Here is a 16,452-nt window from a genome sequence, read left to right as displayed (position 1 = left end):
CGGGGGTCCCGGTGAGTTCCATGATTGCCCGACATCCGCTAGCTCAGGTGTCCGGCAAACGATAGACAACCGTATGCGGTGCTCGGCACAGGATCGGGTGGCGGCATACAGCGCAACGAGGCTCAAGATGAAACAAGGTATCCACCCCGAATACAAGACAATCAGTGCGACCTGCTCCTGCGGCGCCACCTTCGATGTCGGCTCCACTGCCGGCCGTAACCTGGAGCTGGACGTCTGCTCCCAGTGTCATCCCTTCTATACCGGCAAGCAGAAGCAGGCGACTACCGGTGGTCGCGTCGAGCGCTTCAACAAGCGTTTTGGCGCCGCCCTCAAGCGCTGATTTCGAACGCTTACGGTCAGCCGTCTAGAAAACCCGCCTCCATGGCGGGTTTTCGCGTTTTCACGGAAGGGTGTTAACCATGGCATCAAGAATGCCCTCAAGGGGCGTGATGCCTGGCTCTGTTCAGTAGTGGAATATTTTTCTATACTTGTTCGACACGACACCTCCCGACGGATTTCGAGTATGACTGACGCAAGACAGGCGGCGCTTGATTACCATGCGAAACCCATTCCCGGAAAGCTTTCCATCGAGCTGACCAAACCCACCGCAACCGCCAGGGACCTGGCGTTGGCTTACAGCCCTGGCGTGGCCGAGCCGGTGCGCGAGATCGCTCGAGACCCGGGAAATGCCTATCGCTACACCGGCAAGGGCAACCTGGTGGCGGTCATCTCCGATGGCAGTGCCATTCTGGGCCTGGGCAACCTGGGGCCGCTGGCCAGCAAGCCGGTGATGGAAGGCAAGGGGGTGCTGTTCAAGCGGTTCGCCGGCATCAACTCCGTCGATATCGAAGTCAATGCCGAGAGCCCTCAGGCCTTTATCGATACCGTTGCCCGCATCGCCGATTCCTGGGGAGGCATCAACCTCGAGGATATCAAGGCGCCCGAGTGCTTCGAGATCGAGCGGATGCTTATCGAACAGTGCAGCATCCCGGTGTTCCATGATGACCAGCACGGCACGGCCATCGTTACCGCGGCCGGCATGCTCAACGCCCTGGAGCTCGCCGGCAAGGGTCTGTCAGAGGCGAAGGTTGTCTGCATGGGAGCCGGTGCAGCGGCCATCGCCTGCATGAAGCTGCTCGTCTCCTGCGGGGCGCGTTCCGAGAACATCGTGATGCTCGACCGCAAGGGTGTGATTCACAATGAGCGTGAGGATCTCAATCAGTACAAGGCGATGTTCGCCGTGGAGACCGACAAGCGCACACTCGACGATGCCATCGACGGTGCCGACGTCTTCGTGGGGCTCTCCGGCCCGGGCCTGATGAGTGCCGACCATCTGCGCAAGATGGCGCCGAACCCCGTGGTCTTCGCCTGCACCAATCCGGATCCGGAAATTCATCCGGCGCTCGCTCACCAGACCCGTGACGATGTCATCATGGCCACCGGGCGTTCGGACTATCCCAATCAGGTCAACAACGTGCTGGGGTTTCCGTTCATCTTCCGCGGCGCCCTGGATGTCCGCGCTACCCGCATCAACGAAGACATGAAGGTGGCGGCGGTGCATGCACTCAAGGACCTGGCGCGTGAGCCGGTGCCCGAAGCGGTGCTCGAGGCCTATGACAGGAAAAGCATGAGCTTCGGCCGCGACTACATCATTCCCACGCCGGTCGATGTGCGTCTGCTTGATCGGGTGACGTCCGCCGTGGCCCAGGCCGCTGTTGACTCCGGCGTCGCGCGCAAGCCCTATCCCTCCCACTACCCTCTGGCGTCCGTGGATGAGGTCCACGGCGTCTGAACCTCAGTGGGCTCGCCGCTCTTCATGACGACGCCGGTCGCAGAGCCGGCGTCGGTATCTGTGGGCTGCTGGTCTACCAGTCGTAGAGAATAGAGGCGCTGGTGGTGTGGTCGGTGCGCGCCTCGGCGTCCGCCGGTGGGCGAGAGGTGTCCTTGATCTCGTGGGATAGCTTCAATGCCAGGTGTGAGTTGAGCCGGGCGGTAAGCGACGATAGTGAGCGTGAAGTGGTGTTGTCGTCTGTGACCTCCATTGAAAGCTCCTGCTTCAGGCTGGAGGTCTTCGTGAAAGCCCATTCGTAGGCCAGTGCACCATATGCCACGCCTAGAGAGGCGTTCCCCTTTCCCTCCTCGATGCGGTCGTAGCGATACCCCGGGCCCGCTTCCAGTGAGAGTTGGTGACGCTCGTCGTCGACCAGGTCTCGTCCATAACCGCCGATGGTGGTGAATTGATGGTCATAGCCACTGAAGCGATCCCTCTCTGCGCGAGCGAAACCAAAGAGGTAGTGGGGCCCCTGGAGGTCAAAACGCTCGCGGACGGCCATCAGATACTATTCGGCGCTGGTCTCGCCGTCACGACTGACATTGCGCACCTCGCCGCGCAGGGTATGCGTCCAGCTACCGGTTAGCCAGGCGAGCTGGCCCTTTGCGATCAGGGTCTGGCTGTCGGTGTTTCCAGACAGCTGGGTATAGCCCAGTTCGATGTTGCCGCTGAAGGCCTGGTCGTCCTCGTCGGGCAGCGGCGGTGCGTAGAAGGGGTTGGACTGCACCTTGCCAGCGACTACCAACAGGCCTAAAAGCGCCAGCCATCCAGATATGCAGGACCGTGTCGCGGAAGACGGCAATGGTCGGTCTCCTGGGTTGCCAGTTGTCGAAAGTGGTGAGCGGCTCATGCCAGGATGGGTTGAAGCGTTAGAAGATCGCCTCGTAGGCGCCCGTCCCCTGGGAGCCGCTGCGCTGCTCGACCTCGCGTTCCACGCGGCGAGGCTGCTGGCTAGGCAGGTGATCGGGATGGAAAAGCTCGCTGATGCCTCCGTTGGACAGGCGCCTGCCGGTTTCGGGATCGATTCGAGCAGTGACCAGCGCTGCCGGTGCTTCAGGCATTGCCGGCGGCTTCCCGTCGAGGGCCTCTCCCATGAAAGTCATCCAGATGGGCAGGGCGGCGTTGGCACCGTACTCGGCGGTGGTGGTGTTGTCATCCTTGCCCAGCCAGACCGTGGCCACCAGATTACTGTTGAAGCCGGCGAACCAGGTGTCGCGCTGGCCGTTGGTGGTGCCGGTCTTGCCGACGATATCCTCGCGGCCCAGTTTCAGGGCGCGGCGGCCGGTACCGTTCTCGATGACGTCACGCAGTATGTCGCGCAGGATATAGAGATTGATCGGGTCAACCACGCGCTCGGCAACGGGATGACGCTCACCGTCGAGGGTCACTTCCTCTTCGCCGGGGCTGCAGTCGCGACAAGCCACGGCGGTGAGTGTCTCCTCCACGAGAGTCTTGCCCTTGGCGACGCGCTTGATGAACCAGGGAGAGACCTTGAAGCCGCCGTTGGCCAGTATCGCATAGGCACTGGTCATCTCCAGGGGCGTCAGGCTGGCGCTACCCAGGGCCAGCGACAGGCCGTGGGGCAGGCGTGATTCGTCGAAGCCGAAGTCCTCGAGGAACGTTATGGTCTCGCTCAGGCCTACCTCGCGCAGCACGCGGATAGTGACCAGGTTGCGGGAGCGGGCGAGGGCGTTACGCAGGCGCATCGGGCCGAGGAAGTCGCCGCTGGCGTTGACCGGGCGCCACAGCTCATTGCTGCCGTCGTTGATCACGACCGGGGCATCATTGACCACGCTGGCGGCCGTCATCGTGCCGCTCTCGAGGGCCGAGAGATAGATGAAGGGCTTGAAGATGGAGCCCGACTGGCGGCGGGCCTGCACGGCGCGGTTGAACTTGCTGGCATTGAAGTCGAAACCGCCCTGGAGGGCGAGGATGGCGCCGGTGTCGGGCTGCATCACCACCAGCGAGCCTTCGGCGTCCGGGCGCTGGGCCAGGCGCAGGCTGCCGTCCTCGCGCTCCATGACGCGCACCAGATCACCGCGGCCGGCGATCTCGGCCGCCGATCCCGGCTGGGGACCACGATACCGGGCATTGCGATACTCGCGAGCCCAGGAGAGGCCATCCCACTCGATGGTGCGCAGCTTGCCCTCGGGCATCAGCACGCGCATCTGGCGGCCCTCACTCTCTACCACGATGGCCGGATAGAGAAGACCATAGCGCGGCGTGCGATCCAGTACCTGCACCCAGTTGCTGACGTCGCCGTCGACGCCCTCGACGTTGACCTCGCTGCGTTCGGCGGCTCGTCGAGCGGTCTCCAGTACTTCGGGGGACTCGTCCAGTTCTTCCTCCAGGCCGCTGCGTTCGGTGCGATCCTGGGCCTCGGCCAGGCTCGGCGGCAGCGCTTCTTCCTCCGGACCGCGCCAGCCATGGCGAGTGTCGTAGTCGATCAGGCCCTGGGCAAGCGCGTTGCGCGCCATGGGCTGGAGCTCACTGCTCAGGCTGGTAGTGATGTTGTAGCCCCCGGTATAGGCTTCGCTCGCGCCGAAGCGTTCCACGGCATATTGGCGGGCCATCTCGGCCACATAGTCGGCATTGACTTCAGCCTGTGCCACGTAGCGTTCGGCGGTGATCGGTGCCTGGACGGCCTCGTCATAGGTAGTCTGGTCGATATGTCCCAGTTCGCGCATGCGGAACAGGATCCAGTTGCGGCGAATCAGCGCTCGCTCCGGATTGGTCAGCGGGTTGAAGTTGGAGGGCGCCTTGGGCAGGCCCGCAATCATGGCCTTCTCGGCAAGGGTCAGTTCGGCGAGGGGGCGGTCATAGTAGATCTCGGCGGCGGCGGCGATACCGTAGGCGCGGTGGCCAAGGAAGATCTTGTTGACGTAGAGCTCGAGGATTTCTTCCTTGCTGAGTACCTGTTCCATCTGCAGGGCGAGCAGGATCTCGCGAATCTTGCGGGTAAAGGTGCGGTCCAGGGTCAGTAGATAGTTACGTGCCACCTGCATGGTGATGGTGGAGCCACCGGATTGAATCTTGCCGCCGCTGGCCACGAGTTCGCCGGCCGCCCTCAGCAGGCCCATGGGATCGACGCCACGGTGCTCGTAGAACCCATCATCCTCGGCGGCCAGCAGCGCCTCGATGAACTCGGCGGGAATTTCTTCATGATCGATCGGCAGGCGACGTTCTTCCCCGTATTCGCCGATCAGCTTGTCGTCACGCGTATAGATGCGCAGCGGTGAATGTAGCTCGAAGTCCTGGAGCTGGCGCACGTCGGGAAGTCCGGGAGCGAAATAGAGGGCCGCACCCACTACGCCGAGCCCGGCTGCGGCAATCAGCGAGATCGTGAGCCAGACTAGGGAGAAGAGTAGGGTTCTGATAAACGTCATGAAGAGGCGGTGTCCATGCAGGTAACTGGAGCGGGTGTGAAGCGATGACGAGATGTCCGGTTGCGCGGCCATTATATGAAGCCAGGGCCCGGGTCACCAGCATTGACGGTGCTAGCTTCATTGTTGTTCGAGTCATGGCAAGTTCCTGCAGCCTCATGCTACAAGATAGAAACAACAATCGAGACCTGTCTGCGTGCTCGAGGCAGGCATCATAACAACGCTGGCGAGTCGCGGACTCAGCAGGGCAGGGCCGCAATGGGATTGATGGCATCCAGAGGTGCGCTGATCGGTGTCGACATTACCTCGGCTACGGTGAAGCTCGTGGAGCTCAGACGAGCTGGCGGTACGTATCAGGTGGATAGCTATGCGGTCAGACCGCTGCGTGAGTGCGCAGTCGTCGAGCGCCGCATCCACGATATGGACGAGGTGATAGACACCCTCGCCCAAGCCGTGCGGCAGGCCAGGCCCTATGCCCGGAAAGCAGTGATAGCCGTGCCCGCTGGCGCGGCGATCACCAAGACTCTTGCGCTTCCGGCATCACTCAACGACGACGAGATCGAGGCACGCATTCAGCTCGATTCAGACAAGCATATTCCCTTTCCGTTCAGTGACGTTGCCTTCGATTTTCAGCGTCTGGGGCTCAACGCTCGCTATCCCGACCAGCAAGATGTCCTGCTGGTGGCCTGTCGGCAGCAGGACATCGGTCAACTTACCGAGGTCGTCATGCAGTCCGGCCTGACGCCGGCAGCCGTGGACGTCGAGACCTTCGCCATGGAGCGCGCCTTCACCGAAGTGTATCGCCAACTGCCGGTATTCGGCGGCGAGGACGACGGGGTGGCGCTGGTGAGCGTCGGGGCTACCATGAGTACCTTTCACGTGTTGTGTCAAGGGCGTGTCGTCTACAGTCGCGATACCGTGTTTGGCGGTCGCCAGCTCACCGAGGAGATTCGCAATCGTTACGGCTTGAGCCTCGACGAGGCGGGCCTGGCCAAGAAGCGTGGCGGCCTGCCCGATGACTATCGGGACAGTGTCCTCGCTCCCTTCCTCGATACCCTGGTCCAGCAGGTGGGGCGTTCGCTGCAGCTCTACACCACCACCGGCCGCCAGCAGCAGGTGCGTCATATGGTGCTGGCCGGTGGCTCCAGCGTGCTGCCTGGGCTGGCCGACTACCTGGCCCGTGAAAATGGCATAGCGGTTTCCATTGCCAATCCCCTGGCGCGCATGAGGGTCAATCGCCGCCTCGATGCGCAAGCCCTCTCCCGCGATGCGCCGGCCATGCTGACGGCCTGTGGCCTGGCAATGAGGGCACCGCCATGACCATCGAGATCAACCTGCTGCCATGGCGAGAACAGCGGCGTGAACGGCGCAGCAGGCTATTCTACAGGATCCTGGGGTTGGCGGCACTGCTGGGGCTCGGCGGAGGCTATGGCATGACCTGGCACTATCAGCAGGAGGTCGAAACCCAGCGTCAACGTAATGCCCATATTGAAGCCCGGAGCCGCCGGCTCGACTCGGTGATCCGCGAGGTCAGCGAGCTCGAGCAGGTTCGCGAACGAATGCTCGAGCAGGTGCGTGTCTTTACCCGGCTGCAGAGCGGGCGTGCCCGGACGGTGCAGGTGATGAGTGATCTCACCGTCAGTCTCGTGGACGGAGTGTATTACACGCAGCTTGACCGGCAGGGGGATAACCTCGACCTGTCGGGAGTGGCCGAGAACAACCGGCAGGTGACCGATCAGTTACGGGCCCTGGCATCTGCTGCTTCCTTCAGTGAGCCCATGCTCTCCGAGGTCGAGGTTGAGGATGGCGGCCAGAGGCGCAGTTTTAGCCTCAGCATGCGTCAGCGGATACCGGGTGGCGAGGCGGGAGGCTCGGACGCCGGGCCGGTGGGCGGAGCTGGGTAGGGAGGGGCGTATGAGCCTCATTGTCGAGATGCGGCGCCTGGGCGAGCTGGACTGGCGCGAACTGGATGTCAAGGAGGCCGGGAGCTGGCCGTGGTCGCTACAGCTACTGCTCTGTTTACTGGTGCTGGGCGTGATGTTCTTCGGCATGCACTGGTATCTGGCTGCATCCGCCAAGGAACAGCTCGATCAGGTCCGGGCCGAAGAGTCGCGGCTGATTCTTGACTACCGCAGCAAGACGGCCCAGGCCGCTAGTCTCGAGGCCATGCGCGAGCAGATGAGCGTCCTCGATGCGAGCATGGAGACACTGCGCGAGATGTTGCCGACCGGGTCAGAGGTGCCCTCGTTGCTGGATAGTATCAGCGAGGCCGCCATCGACCATCAGTTGGCTATCGATTTTCTTCGTCTGCGCTCCCAGGTGGAGAAGGATCACTATACCGAGAGGCCCTTTGATATTCAGGTGCGTGGTGACTATCACCGGATTGGGGCCTTTCTGGCGGATGTGGCCAGCATGCCAAGGATCGTGACGCTCCATGACCTGACGCTGACTCCCGAGGAGAACGGCCAGCGACTCAGGCTCTCCATGCAGGCGAGAACCTACAGTTATCGTCAGCAAGACAGGGGAGAGACATGATGCTACCCGGCGAGTCCAGGCGTCTTTTCCTGTTCGTGGCATGCGTGTTGATAACGGGCTGCAGTGATCCTCGTCTCGACGAACTCGACCGCCGGCTGGCCGCCTTGCGCGATGACCCGGGAGCGGCGCCGTCTTTCGAATCCCCTGTCATTCCCGAACCCGATGTCGTGAATTATCTGCCTTTGGAGAAGCGCAGTCCCTTCCGGCCCCGAGCGCTTGATACCGCTCGTGAAGCGTCGGTTGACTCATCGATCATGCCGAGGGCCGGTCGCCAGCGGGACCGGCTCGAGGCCTATGCCCTCGATGCGCTTGACCTGGTGGGGACCTTGATGGTGAGGGGGGAGCCGTCGGCCCTCTTCAGGGAGCCCGGTGGGCGAGTGCGCCGGTTAAGGGTTGGCCATCATCTAGGGCGTGACCATGGCCGCATCCTGGGCATCACGAGAACGTCTGTTCTGCTGGTGGAACTGGTGATGATGCAGGGGACCTGGGTCGAGCGTCACCGAGAGCTGACGTTGGAGTGAAACGGTCGCATGCCCGGACGATCGCTGACGATGGGGGCAGGAATGAAAAAATCCAGAAAGGCTATCGGGTTACTCGTAACAAGGCATGCCGTCATGGTCGTTGCCATGCTGGCGGTGTCGGAAAGCGTCCAGGCGGCCTCGACGCTCGAAGACCGCGACTTCCTGCAGAACGCAAGCGCCGACATTCGAGGTGGTGGGGGCTATGTCGGCGAGCGGATCACCTTGAACTTTCAGGATATCGAGGTGCGCTCGGTGCTGGCGATCATCGCGGACGTCACCGGCCTGAACCTGGTGGCCAGCGATGGTGTACAGGGTCGCGTGACCCTTAACCTGGAGGATGTGCCCTGGGACCAGGCATTGGACCTGGTGCTCGAGAGTCATGGTCTCTCGAGTCGCCAGGAGGGCAACGTCATCGTGGTGGCCCCCTCTGCCGAGCTGGCTCGACGCGAACAGCTCGAGATCCAGTCCCGCGAACAGTGGGAGTCCCAGGCACCGCTGGAGACTGAGTATATTCCGCTGAATTACGCCAAGGCGGCAAATATCGCCGCGCTTCTTCGGGGTGGAGACGAAGGCTTTGGGCTTCTCACCGAGCGCGGCAGGGTGGCCGTGGACCCGCGTACCAACACCCTGTTGCTGCAGGATACGGCCGAGCAGATTGTCAGCATCCTGTCGACCCTGGATCGACTGGATGTCGCCGTGCGGCAGGTACAGATTGAGGCGCGTATCGTGATTGCCAGCGATAGCGCCTCTCGGGAGCTCGGGGTTAACTGGGGCATCTCCTCTCCACGCGGCAACGGAAGGTTTGACCTGGGGGGTGCCTCGCAGGGCCGGCCAAGGGTGACGTATGGCGACGGCTTTTCCGGGCAGCGGGAGTCGCGTGGCGAATACATCGGTGGCGCCGATGGCCCGAGCGGAGAGACCTTTCGCCGCGGGGGGCTGGCCGTCGACCTCGGTAGCGCCAACCCCATGACCCGCTTCGGGTTCGGCTATCTGTCCGGTGATATCCTGCTGGATCTCGAGTTACGAGCTCTTGAGAGCGAGGGGAAGAGCTACACCATCTCTCAGCCGCGTGTGATCACCGTCAATCAACGGCTGGCGTTGATCAAGCAGGGGCAGGAGCGTGCCTATGTGGCGTCGGATGGTGATAGCGTGAGCACCGAATTCAAGGAGGCCGTGCTGTCGCTGGAGGTGACGCCCCAGATCACCCCGGATGACCGTATTGTCATGGATGTGGCGATCACCAATGATACCTTCGGCGACTTCAGGACGGGCGAAGAGCCGCCCATCAACAAGAATGAGATCCAGACCCAGGTACTGGTCGATAACGGTCAGACCGTGGTACTGGGGGGTATCCTGCAGACCGAGGAGATCGAAAGCCTGGCCAAGACGCCCTTTCTTGGAGACCTGCCGGTGCTGGGGCGGTTGTTCCGCTATACCCAACAGAGCAACGAAAAGGTAGAGTTGCTAGTGTTTATCACCCCACGAATCCTTGACGACGGTGTGGCCCTTCGCTGATGTTGGCACTACCCAAATTGATACTGATCGGTCCCATGGGGGCCGGAAAGAGCACCATCGGCCGCCTCCTGGCGGCCGAGCTTTCTCGCGATTTTCTGGATACCGACCACGAGATCCAGGCACGCTGCGGTGCCGATATTCCCTGGATCTTCGATGTCGAGGGCGAGGGGGGATTTCGCGACCGCGAGAGCCTGATGATCGATGAGCTGACTCGCCGTGAAGGGGTGGTAATCGCGACCGGCGGCGGCGCCGTGCTGCGCGAACAGAACCGTCGCATGCTGCGTGAGCGTGGCACCGTCATCTACCTCTTTACTACCGTGGAGCAGCAGCTCAAGCGGACCGCCAAGGACCGCAGCCGCCCCTTGCTGCAGCGCCCCGACAAGGAGGCGGTGCTGCGGGAGATGTTTGATCAGCGTGACCCTCTCTATCGTGCCACCGCCGACCTCACCGTGCGTACCGATCGTCGCGGTCCTCGCTCGGTGGTCAATGATATCGTCCGCCGCGTGACGCGGCTGGTCGACCCTCTGCAAGCCAAGGCCTGAACCATGACCCAGACTCCTTCCGGCCCGCACACCCTAGAGGTGGCGCTGGGCAGCCGCAGTTATCCCATTCATATCGGTCCCGGTCTGCTCGGTGAGCCCGGTATTCTGACACCCTGGCTGGCCGGTCGGCAGGTGATGATCATCACCAATGAAACGGTGGCGCCGCTCTATCTCGAGCGCTGCCGCGGCGCCTTGCCCGAAGGTGTGGAGGTGCATGAACTGGTGCTGCCGGATGGTGAGGCCACCAAGAATCTTGAGCATGTCTCGCGCATCTGGGATGCGCTGCTCGAGGCGGGCTTCAACCGTCGCTGCACCCTGGTGGCCCTGGGGGGCGGGGTGATCGGCGATATGGTGGGCTTCGCTGCGGCCTGTTATCAGCGCGGCGTGGCCTTTATCCAGGTGCCTACCACCCTGTTGGCGCAGGTGGATTCCTCGGTGGGCGGCAAGACCGGGGTCAATCATCCGCTGGGCAAGAACATGGTCGGTGCCTTCTGGCAGCCCCGCGGGGTGTTGATCGATACCGATACCCTGGAGACGCTGCCGCCCCGCGAGCTGTCTGCCGGCCTGGCCGAAGTGATCAAGTACGGCCTGATTCGTGATGCCGACTTTCTCGCCTGGCTGGAGCGGGAGGTGCCGGCGTTGCGTGGCCTGGATCCGGAGGCCCTGGCGCATGCCATTCAGCGCAGCTGCGCCCTCAAGGCCGAGATCGTCGCCGAGGACGAGACCGAGCAAGGGGTGCGGGCGTTGCTCAACCTGGGTCATACCTTCGGCCACGCCATCGAGGCGCACCAGGGCTATGGTGCCTGGCTGCACGGTGAAGCGGTGGGCGCCGGCATGTTGATGGCCGCCGAACTCTCGGCGCGCCTGGGCTGGCTCGACGAGACAGATGTGGCCCGGGTGAGGGCGCTGCTCGAGGCCGCCGCGCTGCCCTTGGCTGCCCCGGGGGACATGGGCGTCGATGACTTCCTTGCCCGCATGCGCCTCGACAAGAAGAACGTCGACAGCCGCCTGCGCCTGGTGCTGCTGCATGCCCTGGGCGCCGCCTGCGTGCATGACACCACTCCCGAGGCGACCCTGCGGGGTCTGCTGGAACGCTTCCCCCGCGCCTGACTCTTCCTCTCTGCCGTTGCCTTCGCCGGCCCATCACGCCCGCGCCATCCTGGTGCGGGCGTGCTCGTTTATGTCGGGTGAAATCGCGAGCGATGTCGGTCAGATTCTGTTAATCAGCATGTGCCATGCGTTATCGGCATGGATGTTTCGATGGGGATTAGACTAAAGTCTAGCGAGTCTTTTATTTCGTTTATTTTTCGTTTATGGGTAGTGCAAGTCATTGAGTGAGTGGGTTTTTTGTTTCGATGAGGGTAGGTAACTAACGGATTTAACGGTGATTCTTGAGGAGGTGTCGAAGGTTTTTATTGCGCGAAAGTGCGGCCGCTGACTATGCTTGGCTCCCGTTTGCCGCGCAGATCGGCGCGAACAAGGTATCAGTGTCGATAAAATAAAAACTTTAAAATATAGCACGGTATTTGTATTAAAAAAAACCACTTCTTCGAGGCGAGCCCATGAACAGAGGCCTTCATCAACCCGGCGAGTTCCGTGACAACTGCGGGTTCGGCCTGATCGCTCATATGGAGGGGCGTGCCAGCCACGAGCTGCTGCGCACCGCCATCGAATCCCTGACCTGCATGACCCACCGTGGTGGTATCGCCGCCGACGGCAAGACCGGCGATGGTTGCGGCCTGCTGCTGCAGTTGCCGGGCGCCTTCATGCGCCATGTCGCCGAAGCCGAGCTGGGTGTCGTTCTCGGCGAGCGCTTCGCGGTAGGGGCGGTATTCCTGCCCGACGATGATGCCCGTGCCGATCATGCCGCCAGGGTCCTCGAGGGGGAGTTGCGTGCCCGAGGCCTGGTGATCCGTGGCTGGCGCGAGGTGCCGGTGGATGCCTCGGTGTGCGGTCCCATGGCGCTCGAGTGCCTGCCGCGCATTCGTCACCTCTTCGTGGAGCCCGGCAAGAGCGCCGACCCCGCGTCTTTCGATGTCGACCTCTTCATGGCTCGCCGTTTCGCCGAACAGGCGCTGCGGGACGAATCCGAGTTCCATGTCTGTTCGCTTTCCGAGAAGGTGCTCTCCTACAAGGGGTTGGTGATGCCGGTGGACCTGCCGGCCTTTTACCGGGATCTCGGCGATGTGCGCCTCGAGACCGCCATCTGCGTCTTCCATCAGCGTTTTTCCACCAACACCGCGCCACGCTGGCCGCTGGCCCAGCCGTTCCGGCTGTTGGCCCACAATGGCGAGATCAACACCATCGAGGCCAATCGCGGCTGGGCCAACTCCCGCAAGGAGAACTTTGCCTGCGAGCGGCTGCCCGATATCGCCGAGCTCGACGAGATCGTCAACACTCAAGGATCCGACTCCTCGAGCATGGATAACATGCTCGAGGTGTTGTTGATGGGGGGCATGGAGCTGCACCGCGCGGTGCGCATCATGGTGCCGCCGGCGTGGCAGAACGTCGAGCTGATGGATGCCGAGCTGCGTGCCTTCTACGAGTACAGCTCCATGCATATGGAGCCCTGGGATGGGCCCGCCGGGGTCGTGATGACCGACGGCCGCCAGGCGCTGTGCATGCTCGACCGTAACGGCCTGCGCCCGGCACGCTGGGTGGTCACGAAGAACGGCTTCATTACCCTGGCCTCGGAGGTAGGCACCTACGCCTACCAGCCCGAGGACGTGGTGGCCAAGGGGCGCGTGGGGCCGGGTCAGATACTCGCCGTGGACACCGAGACCGGCGAGGTGCTGCATACCGACGACATCGACGCGCGTCTCAAGTCGGCCTACCCCTACAAGCGCTGGCTCAAGCAGGAGGCCCAGTACCTGGAGTCGGCGCTCACCGAGCTGGCCAGCTTCCACCCTATGGATGCCGACGCCCTGGCCGTGGCCCAGAAGATGTTTCAGGTCAGCTTCGAGGAGCGCGACATGCTGTTGCGCCCGCTGGGTGGGGATGGCCAGGAGGCGGTGAGCTCCATGGGCGATGATACTCCCATGGCGGTCCTCTCCGCCAAGCCGCGCCTGCTCACCGACTATTTCCGCCAGAAGTTCGCCCAGGTCACCAATCCGGCCATCGATCCGCTGCGCGAAGCGATCGTGATGTCGCTGGAGACCTGCATCGGCGCCGAGCGCAATGTCTTCAAGGCGACGCCGGAGCACGCCCACCGCATCATCCTGACCACGCCGGTCCTCTCGCCACGCAAGTTCACCGCGCTGGTGGAACAGGACGACCCGGCCTATGCCTGTCACCGCCTGCGCATGGCCTATGAGCCCGAGCGCCATGGCCTGCAGGCGGCGTTGCGCAAGCTCTGCGGCGAGGCCGAAGAGGCGGTGCAGGCGGGGAAGGTGCTCCTGGTGCTCTCCGATACCGGCCTCGAGCGTGACGAGCTGCCGATCCATGCCGCCCTGGCCGTGGGCGCCGTGCACCATCACCTGGGTCGGCTGGCGCTGCGCCCGCGTTGCAATATCGTGGTGGAGACCGGCTACGCCCGGGATGCTCACCAGATGGCGGTGCTGTTCGGTGTGGGCGCCACCGCGGTCTTCCCGTGGCTCGCCTATCAGGTGATGGCCGACATGCATCGTACCGGCGAGCTGGTGGGCGACCCCGCCGATGCCCGCGAGAATTACCGCAAGGGGCTGCAGAAGGGGTTGTTCAAGATTCTGTCCAAGATGGGAATCTCGACGCTCGCTTCCTATCGCGGCTCCATGCTGTTCGAGGCGGTGGGCCTCGGCGACGAGGTGATGGCGCTGTGCTTCCCGGGCATGGCCTCGCGGATCCAGGGTGCCGGTTTCGCCGAGCTGCAGTTGCAACAGGCGCTGCTCGCCCGGGACGCCTGGATTCCGCGCAAGGGCATCAGTCAGGGAGGACTGTTCAAGTACGTTCATGGCCACGAGTACCATGCCTTCAATCCCGACGTGGTCAAGGCGCTACAGGAGGCGGTACAGGGGGGCAGCTACGCCAAATGGAAGCATTTCGCCGCGCTGGTCAACGAGCGTCCCCCCGCCACCCTGCGTGACCTGCTGCGCCTCACGTCGGCTGCCGAACCGCTGCCTCTCGAGGAGGTGGAGTCGGTCGAAGACCTGCTGCCGCGCTTCGACAGCGCCGGCATGTCGCTGGGTGCGCTGTCCCCGGAGGCCCACGAGTCGCTGGCCCAGGCCATGAACGAATCCGGCGGACGCTCCAACTCCGGCGAGGGCGGCGAGGATCCGGCTCGTTACGGCACCATCCGCTCCTCGAAAATCAAGCAGATCGCCTCGGGGCGCTTCGGCGTCACGCCGGCCTATCTGGTCAATGCCGAGGTGTTGCAGATCAAGGTGGCCCAGGGGGCCAAGCCCGGGGAGGGCGGCCAGCTGCCCGGCGGCAAGGTGAACGAGTTGATCGCTCGGCTGCGCTATGCGGTGCCCGGCGTGACCCTGATCTCGCCGCCTCCCCATCATGACATCTACTCCATCGAGGACCTGGCCCAGCTGATCTTCGACCTCAAGCAGGTCAATCCCGATGCCCAGGTATCGGTGAAGCTGGTCTCCGAGCCCGGGATCGGCACCATCGCCACCGGTGTGGCCAAGGCCTATGCCGATTTGATCACCGTCTCCGGCTACGATGGCGGTACCGCGGCGAGTCCCGTTACCTCCATCAAGCACGCGGGCTCGCCCTGGGAGCTGGGCCTGCCCGAGGTGCACCAGGCGCTGCGCATCAATGGCCTGCGCGACAAGATCCGGCTGCAGGCCGATGGCGGTCTCAAGACCGGCCTCGATGTGGTCAAGGCCGCGATTCTCGGTGCCGAGAGCTTCGGCTTCGGCACCGCCCCCATGGTGGCGCTGGGTTGCAAGTATCTGCGTATCTGTCACCTGAACAACTGCGCCACCGGCGTAGCGACCCAGCAAGTCTATCTGCGCGATAAACACTTCCGTGGCACCGTGGATATGGTCAAGTACTACTTCCGCTTTATCGCCGAGGAGGTGCGCGAGCTGATGGCGATGCTCGGCGTGCGAAGGCTCGCCGATCTGATCGGCCGCACCGAGCTGCTCGAGGCGATCGAGGGGGTGACCGCCTCCCAGGGCAAGCTCGACCTCTCCCCGCTGCTCGGCAACGACCATGTGCCGGCCAAGGCCCCGCAGTTCTGCCGGGTGAATCGCAATGAGCCCCACGACCCGGGCGCCAAGAACCGAGAGGTGCTGGAGGCGTTCCGTGAGGCGATCGAGCACAGGACCGGGGCGGATGCCGCGTTCGTCATCACCAATTGCGACCGCAGTGTGGGGGCGCTGACCTCCGGCGCCATCGCCAAGCGCTACGGTGAGGCGGGGCTCGAGGAGGCGCCGATCACCGCCCGCTTTACCGGTGTGGCCGGCCAGAGCTTCGGGGTGTGGAACGCCCGGGGGCTCAATCTCTACCTGGAGGGTGACGCCAACGACTATGTCGGCAAGGGCATGAACGGGGGCAAGGTGGTGATCACGCCCCCGCGGGGGAGCCGGTTCGAGAGCCACGAGACGGCCATTATCGGCAACACCTGCCTCTATGGCGCGACCGGCGGCAGGCTGTTCGCCGCCGGCACCGCGGGTGAGCGCTTCGCCGTTCGCAATTCCGGCGCTCATGCGGTGGTCGAGGGGGTCGGTGACCACGGTTGTGAATACATGACCGGTGGCCTGGTGGCGGTACTCGGCAAGGCCGGGGACAACTTCGGGGCGGGCATGACCGGTGGCTTCGCCTATGTGCTCGATGAGAATCGCACCTTCGTCGACAAGGTCAATCACGAGCAGGTGGAGATCCAGCGAATCAATACCGAGGCCATGGAAGCCCACCGTCGCCATCTGCGTGAGGTAGTCGAGGAGTTCGTCGCCGAGACCGGCTCGGCCCGAGGTCGCGCCATCCTCGAGGACTTCAGCGATTTTGTCCGTCATTTCTGGCTGGTGAAGCCCAAGGCGGCGAGCCTGAAGAGCCTGTTGGCCCAATCCCGGCGTCAGCCGGAATAGGAGGCGGCGTCAGCCGGAATAAGAGACGGCGTCGGCCGGAATAAGAGGCGGCGTCAGCCGGAATAGGCGGCGGCATCGGCCGGCTAGAAAGCTGGCAACAGCCTGCATCGT

The 16,452-nt window shown here is 63.4% G+C and carries 10 protein-coding genes and 2 pseudogenes; 10 read left to right on the top strand and 2 right to left on the bottom strand.

Annotated features, from left to right (window positions below):
• Positions 1-127: 127 nt before the first annotated feature.
• The gene (gene rpmE / locus Q358_RS0100845) at positions 128-340 is read left to right on the top strand and encodes a 50S ribosomal protein L31 (RefSeq protein WP_027960300.1); all 213 of its coding nucleotides are present in this window, start codon (positions 128-130) and stop codon (positions 338-340) included.
• A gap of 183 nt (positions 341-523) precedes the next feature.
• Positions 524-1,792 carry a malic enzyme-like NAD(P)-binding protein gene (locus tag Q358_RS0100840; RefSeq protein ID WP_027960299.1) on the top strand — a complete coding sequence of 423 codons (1,269 nt, stop codon included), beginning with the start codon at positions 524-526 and terminating at the stop codon, positions 1,790-1,792.
• Positions 1,793-1,865: 73 nt separating this feature from the next.
• Here the strand turns inward: Q358_RS0100840 and Q358_RS16265 are convergent.
• Together Q358_RS16265 and Q358_RS0100830 are read right to left on the bottom strand one after the other, a co-directional pair.
• Positions 1,866-2,558: pseudogene (locus Q358_RS16265) on the bottom strand (DUF481 domain-containing protein).
• A 142-nt stretch (positions 2,559-2,700) separates the two neighbouring features.
• Complete coding sequence (locus Q358_RS0100830) at positions 2,701-5,217, bottom strand: penicillin-binding protein 1A (protein WP_027960298.1); 2,517 nt, start codon at positions 5,215-5,217, stop codon at positions 2,701-2,703.
• Positions 5,218-5,472: 255 nt separating this feature from the next.
• Between Q358_RS0100830 and pilM the strand changes: the two genes are divergently transcribed.
• From pilM to gltB, 8 genes and pseudogenes are all read left to right on the top strand, one after another.
• Positions 5,473-6,534 (top strand): type IV pilus assembly protein PilM, encoded by a 1,062-nt coding sequence (gene pilM / locus Q358_RS0100825; protein WP_027960297.1) that lies wholly within the window; start codon positions 5,473-5,475, stop codon positions 6,532-6,534.
• Positions 6,531-7,118, top strand: a complete 588-nt coding sequence (locus Q358_RS0100820) for a PilN domain-containing protein (protein WP_027960296.1) — start codon at positions 6,531-6,533, stop codon at positions 7,116-7,118. Before pilM ends, Q358_RS0100820 begins: the two co-directional genes overlap by 4 nt.
• 10 nt (positions 7,119-7,128) lie before the next feature.
• On the top strand, positions 7,129-7,749 hold the full coding sequence (locus Q358_RS0100815; RefSeq protein ID WP_027960295.1) for a type IV pilus inner membrane component PilO: 621 nt from the start codon (positions 7,129-7,131) through the stop codon (positions 7,747-7,749).
• On the top strand, positions 7,746-8,270 hold the full coding sequence (locus Q358_RS0100810) for a pilus assembly protein PilP (protein ID WP_084286394.1): 525 nt from the start codon (positions 7,746-7,748) through the stop codon (positions 8,268-8,270). The genes Q358_RS0100815 and Q358_RS0100810 overlap by 4 nt, the downstream gene beginning before the upstream one ends.
• 201 nt (positions 8,271-8,471) lie before the next feature.
• Positions 8,472-9,785 (top strand): annotated as a pseudogene (locus tag Q358_RS16260) (type IV pilus secretin PilQ); the annotation flags it as partial.
• A complete protein-coding gene (gene aroK / locus Q358_RS18890; RefSeq protein ID WP_027960293.1) occupies positions 9,785-10,327 on the top strand; it encodes a shikimate kinase AroK in 543 nt (180 codons plus the stop codon). The pseudogene Q358_RS16260 and the gene aroK, both read left to right, overlap by 1 nt.
• Positions 10,328-10,330: 3 nt before the next feature.
• Positions 10,331-11,437 carry a 3-dehydroquinate synthase gene (gene aroB / locus Q358_RS0100795; RefSeq protein WP_027960292.1) on the top strand — a complete coding sequence of 369 codons (1,107 nt, stop codon included), beginning with the start codon at positions 10,331-10,333 and terminating at the stop codon, positions 11,435-11,437.
• A 452-nt stretch (positions 11,438-11,889) separates the two neighbouring features.
• Positions 11,890-16,341, top strand: a complete 4,452-nt coding sequence (gene gltB / locus Q358_RS0100790; RefSeq protein ID WP_027960291.1) for a glutamate synthase large subunit — start codon at positions 11,890-11,892, stop codon at positions 16,339-16,341.
• Positions 16,342-16,452: the final 111 nt, after the last annotated feature.

Origin of the sequence: Halomonas halodenitrificans DSM 735 (assembly GCF_000620045.1) — a bacterium.
GTDB classification, from domain to species: Bacteria; Pseudomonadota; Gammaproteobacteria; order Pseudomonadales; family Halomonadaceae; genus Halomonas; species Halomonas halodenitrificans.
The sequence above is the reverse complement of the archived record's forward strand: the minus strand, read 5'-3'. Positions and strand labels throughout refer to the sequence as shown.

Bases quoted from the DNA above. Each gene is read 5' to 3' on its own strand.
- Q358_RS0100810 (WP_084286394.1), top strand. From the start codon at position 7,746: ATGATGCTACCCGGCGAGTCCAGGCGTCTTTTCCTGTTCGTGGCATGC.
- Q358_RS0100815 (WP_027960295.1), top strand. From the start codon at position 7,129: ATGAGCCTCATTGTCGAGATGCGGCGCCTGGGCGAGCTGGACTGGCGC.
- aroK (WP_027960293.1), top strand. From the start codon at position 9,785: ATGTTGGCACTACCCAAATTGATACTGATCGGTCCCATGGGGGCCGGA.
- aroB (WP_027960292.1), top strand. From the start codon at position 10,331: ATGACCCAGACTCCTTCCGGCCCGCACACCCTAGAGGTGGCGCTGGGC.
- pilM (WP_027960297.1), top strand. From the start codon at position 5,473: ATGGGATTGATGGCATCCAGAGGTGCGCTGATCGGTGTCGACATTACC.
- Q358_RS0100820 (WP_027960296.1), top strand. From the start codon at position 6,531: ATGACCATCGAGATCAACCTGCTGCCATGGCGAGAACAGCGGCGTGAA.
- Q358_RS0100830 (WP_027960298.1), bottom strand. From the start codon at position 5,217: ATGACGTTTATCAGAACCCTACTCTTCTCCCTAGTCTGGCTCACGATC.
- Q358_RS0100840 (WP_027960299.1), top strand. From the start codon at position 524: ATGACTGACGCAAGACAGGCGGCGCTTGATTACCATGCGAAACCCATT.
- rpmE (WP_027960300.1), top strand. From the start codon at position 128: ATGAAACAAGGTATCCACCCCGAATACAAGACAATCAGTGCGACCTGC.
- gltB (WP_027960291.1), top strand. From the start codon at position 11,890: ATGAACAGAGGCCTTCATCAACCCGGCGAGTTCCGTGACAACTGCGGG.